Here is a 6,456-nt window from a genome sequence, read left to right as displayed (position 1 = left end):
AGCCGGCCGAGCCGATCGACAAGGACCTCTACGAGCTGGCCCCCGAGGAGCACGCGGGCGTCGCCCAGGTCCCGACCTCGCTCCCGGCCGTCCTGGACCGCCTGGAGGCGGACCACGAGTTCCTGCTCGCCGGCGACGTCTTCACGTCCGACCTGATCGAGACGTGGATCGACTACAAGCGCAACAACGAGATCGCCCCCCTCCAGCTCCGCCCGCACCCGCACGAGTTCGAGCTGTACTTCGACGTGTGATATTGCCCCAGGTCAGAGTGGGTTTCCGCTCCCCTGGGCCGTGTGCCGTCGGCCGTGTTCTTCCCACTCCGGGAGGGGCACGGCCGGCGGCCTTTTGCGCTCAGGATCTGGGAGACACGCCCTTACCGAACACCGAGTCGATGGCCCGGCGCGCCCGGTCCCTGCTGTTCGGCATCAGGTGTGTGTACGTCCGCAGCGTGAACCCCGGGTCGGAGTGACCGAGGTACTCGGCCAAAGCCTTGATGTTCTCTCCCGAGTCCAGCAGGACCGACGCGTAGTAGTGCCGCAAGGCGTGCATGCCGTGCTCACGCGACGGTTTGAACCGCTCCCCCGGCGCCCGTTCCGGGATGACACCGCCAGCAATCAGGGCGGGCTTCCACAGGTACATGTTGAAGTAGTTCCTGTTCAGCGCCTTACGCTCCCGCGAGTAGAACAGCAATTTCGCTGTGACCGGCGGGCCATCCGGGGTCTTCCACGGCAGAGTGACGTCGATAGGGGGCCGACGGGTGACGTGCGCAGCGAGCGCATCCGACACCACGTCGGGCAGCGGCACGTCTCGCAGCTTGCCGCCCTTGGGCGGGGCGAACACCATCTGCGGACCGACCAGCTTGACCTGCCGTGCGATGTGCAGCACTCCCCCATCGAAGTCGACCTCATCAACGGCCAGCCCGAAGATCTCACCTTGTCGCAAACCGCACCCCGCGCCGAGGTCCACAGTCGTGGCGTACGGCTCCGGGAGTCCGGCGCGAACAGCCACCACTCGATCACGCGTCCACGGCTTGATCTTCCGAGGATCAAGCTTGGGCGCTCGAACGGAACCCGCACGGCAGGGATTGCGGGAGATGATGCCGTCGTCCACGGCCGCGCCGAACACGGCAGAGACGTCTGCAAACACGGTCCGCTGATATGACGCTGCGATTCCGGAGTCCATGAGGGCCCGCGCCCACGTGCGGATACGGGTCGGCTGGAATGCGGTCATGGAGCGCGAACCGATGTACGGAAAAGCGTGCAGCCGAGACCGCAACTCCATGTTCACGATGGTGGAAGGGTCTGTGGTCTGAGACGCCAGCCACGCCGTGGCGAAGTCTTTGAACGTCACCTTGCCGGCCGACGGGTCGACGTACTGCCCGCGCGTCATGTCCGTCTCGATGGCGCTCAGCCACTTCTCGGCGAGTATCTTCTTACCGTCCGAGAAGCTCTTGGACTTCTCGGTGCCGTCGGGGCCTATGTACCCCTTTGCCGTTGCGGACGTGCGCGGGAAGAGCCCACTGCGGTGCGGCCTGCTGCTTGCTGCCGACGGCCCACAGCGCCAGCAGGGCGAGGAACGGTCCCGGGGACACGAGCGGTTCCCACACCACAGACACGATGGTGATGAGCAGGCCGATGGCCTTGATGACGGCCATGAGCGGGGTGATGACGTCGGTGACGTCTCCTCGTTGGCGATGGCCAGCACGACCCCGAGCGCGACCAGACCGCTTATGCCCATACCGGTGCCGACCAGCGCGCCCTTGGCCGCGTCCACCGGGGAATGGAGCAGGTCCATGCGACGGCGGTGGCGGCCGTCGCGGTAGCACTGCGCCCGCTCCTCCCACTCCATGGCCGCGTCCAATGTTCCCCGCGGCTTCCGCAGCGCGCATGAACCGCTCGTAGCGGGCGGCGGTCTTGCCGTCCCACGTGCGGCGAGCCATGATCCGCGCCCCGCCCACCACGTACAGGCTGTGGCGGGCGACGGCGTGGGCGGCAGTGCGGGTGTTCTCGTGCGTGACGGCGGTCTTCACCGCGCGCCCGGAGCGGACCCACAGCGGGACCGGGGCGGGCGGGGCGGGGTCGGGGACCACGGTCAGCGTGGTCACGGCGGACGGTTCGGCGGGGGTGGTGTCTTTGTGCAGGTGGACGACGGTGTCACCCATGACGGGGAGCACTCCTGACTGCCCCATGCGGGGCGGGGAGATGAGGGGCGCCCCGCCCAGCAATCGAGAGCGGGCGGAGCGGGGTGGTTCAGGCGCCGTGACGGGCGCGGTTCTCCGCGTGGCTGAACGGGGACGGCTCGGTGCGCGGGGCGTCCTCGTACCAGCAGAAAGGGCGGATGCCGTCGGCGGCCCTGAACACGCGGATGGCGGTACCGGGGGCCGCGTGTGGGAGGCCGTAGACGCGTCCACCGTCGAGGGAGGCGAGCATGCGGGCGCCGTGGTGCTCGCAGCCGTCCGCGCCCGCGTTCGCGCGGTCCAGCACGGTCACCACGACGTCACCGCCGCACGGGGTGGGGTCGTCCGGGTGTGCGGCCGGGGAACGGCCTATCACGCGCGGCGTGTTCACCACCACCGGGACGCGCCCTTCTTGGCGGCCTTGGCGGCGGCGTACTCGCGCACGACGCGCTGACGCTCGATGTGCAGCGCGGTGATCTCGGCCGTCAGCCGGGTGACCGCCTGCTCCGAGACGGACTCCAGCCGGGTTTCCTGGCGGGTGGTGCTCTTACCGCGCAGGACCCAGTACGAGCCCCCGGTGAACGCACCGAGGACGGCGCGGCGCTCGCTGCTGTTCAGGGGCCACATCTCGCCCCGGCGGACCGCTTCGAGCTTGCGGTTCGTCTTGCTGATCTCGCGGTCGATGCTGCGGGTGTCGGGCTTGCCCATGGGTGAGGACTCCTCAGACAGTCACGGTGCGGAGCGGGAGGGGTAGGCCACGACGCGCGTCCAGGCGGCGCGCAGGCGCATTTCAGATGCGGAGTGGCCGGCCGTGCGGAAGCGGATGGCCATCTCGCGGTAGGACAGGGCGGGCGTCTCGCTGTGCCGGATCTCTTCGACCAGCGCGTCGAGGGCGGCGTCCGAGAGGGTGTTGCCGTCCCCCGGCGGGAGCGCGGCAACCGGCTCCGAGGGGCCCCACACGGGCAGTTCCCACGCGGGTGTGACGTCGGGCGTGACGCTGGTCAGCGCCCTGCCGGTGTCCTCGACCCGCCGCGCTGTCTCCAGCGTCGGCGAGAGCGGCGGCGGTCTTGGCCTGGACGCGTGCGCCAGCCTGCGTCACTCCCCGATGTCAGCTCGCTCGTGCACGGGTCGCTCAGTGCCAACCTGCCACCCTGACCGCAGGGTGGGCCGAACCTTGCACGGCCGCAGGCCATCATGCTCCGACCGTTGGGGGATGTGGCCCGATGACCGGCGAAGTGGCCTATCTTGTAGCCATGGCCGATGGTGATGTGAAAGCGCAGTTCGACGCGCACGAGGATGTTCTAACACTCGAAGAGCAAGAAGATCTGGCGGCTGCTGAGCACGAAGCCGAGCCAGTTACTTATACCGGCACCGACTTTGACGTCGAAGGTCTTGTTCGTCGATTGAAGCGAGGTGACATTGTAATTCCTACCTTTGGGCACGGCGATGACTCGCTAGAAGTCGCTGGATTCCAGAGGGGCTTCGTGTGGCGTAGGCCTCAAATGGACAGGTTCATTGAGTCTCTGTTGATGGGCTACCCGATTCCCGGGATTATGCTTGTGCAACAAGTTGATCGCAGATATCTGGTCCTTGATGGGCAGCAGAGGTTGCGCACGCTTGGTGCATTTTATGAAGGCATTCATGCTGGTCGCGAATTTTCACTAGATAATGTTGCCGACGTATTCAAGGGCCTTACGTACCGGACGCTCGGACCTGAGCAGCGGCGCCAACTCGATAACACGTTCATTCAGGCAACGATTGTCAAGACCGATGGCAGCGACCAGTCTCTTGAAGCGATCTACCAAGTATTCGAGCGCCTCAACTCTGGCGGAACTCAACTCACGCCCCATGAGATCCGGATTGCTCTCTACCCCGGCGCCCTTGTCGATTTCCTGGAGAATCTAAACAAGAGTTCCGAGTGGCGACAACTCTATGGTGCACGGTCTCTACGCCTTCGGGATCAAGAATTGATCCTTCGCATTTTGGCGCTCTATCAGAATTCGGGGCGATATTTCCGGCCGCAAAAGAAGTTCCTCAATGAGTTCTTGGGGCAGCATCGGAATCTCGAAGGGCTCGATAACCAGAAACTTGCAAAGCTTTTCGTTGAAGCGTCCAAGCTTTTGCTGTCTGGCCCTGGTCGAAGTGCTTTGAGATTCCAAAGTTCGCAGGTAAATGCGGCACTCGCGGAGGCGCTATATGTTGGGCTAATGCGTCGAGTCGATGGCGGATCACTACCTGCCCCGGACGAGGTCACAAGTGCTGTGCGGGCGTTCACGTCCAACAGCGAGACAGCGTCAACCATTTCTGGTTCAACGGCGACAGAAGAGTATGTTAGGAAGCGTCTTGATTTGGCTACCAGGGAATTCTCTCGCATCTAGGGGGCCGCATGTCATCGTGGCCGCCTCGCGAGGTAGTGCGCCTGCGCCAGGATATCGAGCCGTTGGCCGAGTGGGTTAAGAATCCTCCGGGGGAGCGGACAGATGATGAAAAAATCTGGCTCGTAAGGTTTTTTGTAGTGCGGATCTGTGGGTACCTCGAACAGGTAACATTTGAGTGCGCCAGGGCCTACATTGATGGCAAGTCGGGAGGCCCTGTCAGGGTGTTCTCTCAATCATGGATAACCCGCACGAAAAATCCTTCCCCCGACAATATTATTTCTTTGGCAGGGCGGTTTGGTGGGGACTTCGAGGCGCGCCTCAGGGACCTGCTCGACGCAGATGACCAAAGACTTAGCCGTGAACTATCATTTCTGGTTAACCGGAGACATCAGATCGCGCACGGTCAGAGTGAAGGACTCAACCGCAGTAAAGCTGTGGTGCTTTATGAGTGTGCACTTGAGATTGCGGATTGGTTTCTGGACAACCTAAATCCAAATCGACCTTAGTTGTCTAGTTTTGAGCGCATACTGTTTGTCTTCAACGTGGGCGCGTGCTCATCTGCCGGTGAACCGGTGCATGGGCCGTCCTGGCCAACCTGTGGCCAACCAGACGGGTGTCATCCACGTTTTGTCGAAGAACTAGCAGGTCAGGGCGTGTTCCGCCTCGACCGGATGGCCGGTCTTGGAAGCCGTTCCCCTTCTCCTGACATCTTCGGAGGTAGACCATCAGAGCGGATCGTTAGGATCCCAGCGCGCCAGCTGACTCCGCGGCGCCAAGAGTGTGAGCCCTTCCCTCTGAGCCGATTGAGGGGGTCAGGAAGTCGTGCTCTCACACTGGCCGGCTGAACTTGGTGTCGGCTCTGCCTGGAAGCCGAGCACCGCGTCTCCGTCCGCATGCTCCCTGGCTACCTGCTGCAGGAGGCGGCCGAACTTCGAAAGCGGCTCGCTCTCCCTCGGCTGAAGTGCTTCGCTCGTACGGAACCAGACCTGCCCGTGAGAATCCACGAAGTCGACCGCGTCGGCTCTAACTTGGTACGGGCCCTCTGCCGCGGGAAATGTGTAGGATTTCTTTACCCCCGTCTGCCGGTAGCGCACGTTGTTGAGCTCCACGGGGAGGATGGAGCATGGCCGCAGGCTGGGCACGGGAAGATAGAACGCCTTGTATTCTTTATCGTCGTTTTTCGCTTTCCGGATCCCCACGCTGATGACGACGCTGGTGACGGGGTCGGGAGACCGGTTCATGACGCGAACGACCGGTTCGCCGAGGCTGTTGTATTCCACCCACAGCGCGATGCGCTCAGCCTGGCTCTTGGCCTTATCTGCGGCATCTTCCTTCGATTGGGCAAGCTGGTCAGCGGAGACCTCAGCCTGATAGTAGGTCGCGATTCCTGTAAAGGCGAGGGTACCGATTCCCAGGGCGACGCCGGCGATTGCCGCTACTCGATTCCAGTCGAAACGGCGATACCACCGACTCTCGGGCGGAGCCGGACGCGGTCGGACGCGGTCGGGCCGCGGCAGCCGTCGCGCCATGCCAATGCGTCTACTGCGTGGCGAATCACTCACGAGCAAGGGCCCCCTTGGTTCAAGATCGTGCATCAGGAGACGCGCGCCGTCCTTATTTGGATCCCGGCAGGCCTCAAGGGGCCGCTTCGGCTGACAGCGGGGGCAAGCCTGTCGGCGAGCTCTCAGATGAGAGCGACCATCGCATCACGGAGGGCGGGACTAAGGGGGCCGCCGCCGGGTGCGGCGGGGCCGTCTATGGGCCGTCCCACGGTGACCAACGACAACCGATAACGACCAGCAATAACAGCTTCCTCGCAGGTCAGCGCAACGACGGCTTCGAGCCACCGAGGTCATCGAGTCAGGACGTCACTTCTTCGACGTGTGATCGGCCCGTACGGTG

General features: G+C 63.8%; 7 protein-coding genes and 2 pseudogenes. 3 read left to right on the top strand and 6 right to left on the bottom strand.

Annotated elements, in window-relative coordinates:
* Positions 1-251 (top strand): annotated as a pseudogene (locus G6W55_RS18765) (glutamine synthetase); the annotation flags it as partial.
* A 100-nt stretch (positions 252-351) separates the two neighbouring features.
* On the opposite strand, the gene G6W55_RS18760 reads toward G6W55_RS18765, so the two are convergent.
* From G6W55_RS18760 to G6W55_RS18740, 5 genes and pseudogenes are all read right to left on the bottom strand, one after another.
* Positions 352-1,389, bottom strand: coding sequence for a site-specific integrase (locus G6W55_RS18760; RefSeq protein WP_254876327.1), 1,038 nt, complete (start codon positions 1,387-1,389; stop codon positions 352-354).
* Positions 1,390-1,432: 43 nt separating this feature from the next.
* The gene (locus G6W55_RS39590; RefSeq protein WP_375372458.1) at positions 1,433-1,654 is read right to left on the bottom strand and encodes a hypothetical protein; all 222 of its coding nucleotides are present in this window, start codon (positions 1,652-1,654) and stop codon (positions 1,433-1,435) included.
* Between the two features lie 595 nt (positions 1,655-2,249).
* Positions 2,250-2,573 (bottom strand): hypothetical protein, encoded by a 324-nt coding sequence (locus G6W55_RS18750; RefSeq protein WP_175521998.1) that lies wholly within the window; start codon positions 2,571-2,573, stop codon positions 2,250-2,252.
* Positions 2,564-2,884, bottom strand: a complete 321-nt coding sequence (locus G6W55_RS18745; protein ID WP_175521997.1) for a hypothetical protein — start codon at positions 2,882-2,884, stop codon at positions 2,564-2,566. Before G6W55_RS18745 ends, G6W55_RS18750 begins: the two co-directional genes overlap by 10 nt.
* Before the next feature lie 21 nt (positions 2,885-2,905).
* Positions 2,906-3,275: pseudogene (locus G6W55_RS18740) on the bottom strand (protein spdB); the annotation flags it as partial.
* Between the two features lie 124 nt (positions 3,276-3,399).
* Between G6W55_RS18740 and G6W55_RS18735 the strand changes: the two are divergent.
* Both G6W55_RS18735 and G6W55_RS39585 read left to right on the top strand, forming a co-directional pair.
* Complete coding sequence (locus G6W55_RS18735; RefSeq protein ID WP_175521996.1) at positions 3,400-4,554, top strand: DUF262 domain-containing protein; 1,155 nt, start codon at positions 3,400-3,402, stop codon at positions 4,552-4,554.
* Between the two features lie 8 nt (positions 4,555-4,562).
* Positions 4,563-5,060 (top strand): HEPN domain-containing protein, encoded by a 498-nt coding sequence (locus G6W55_RS39585; RefSeq protein WP_175521995.1) that lies wholly within the window; start codon positions 4,563-4,565, stop codon positions 5,058-5,060.
* A gap of 306 nt (positions 5,061-5,366) precedes the next feature.
* On the opposite strand, the gene G6W55_RS18725 is transcribed toward G6W55_RS39585, so the two are convergent.
* Positions 5,367-6,083 carry a hypothetical protein gene (locus G6W55_RS18725; protein ID WP_175521994.1) on the bottom strand — a complete coding sequence of 239 codons (717 nt, stop codon included), beginning with the start codon at positions 6,081-6,083 and terminating at the stop codon, positions 5,367-5,369.
* Positions 6,084-6,456: the final 373 nt, after the last annotated feature.

Origin of the sequence: Streptomyces sp. CAI-85, assembly GCF_013363615.1 — a bacterium.
Lineage (GTDB): Bacteria > Actinomycetota > Actinomycetes > Streptomycetales > Streptomycetaceae > Streptomyces > Streptomyces antibioticus_B.
This window is presented reverse-complemented; position numbering and strand designations above follow the sequence as displayed.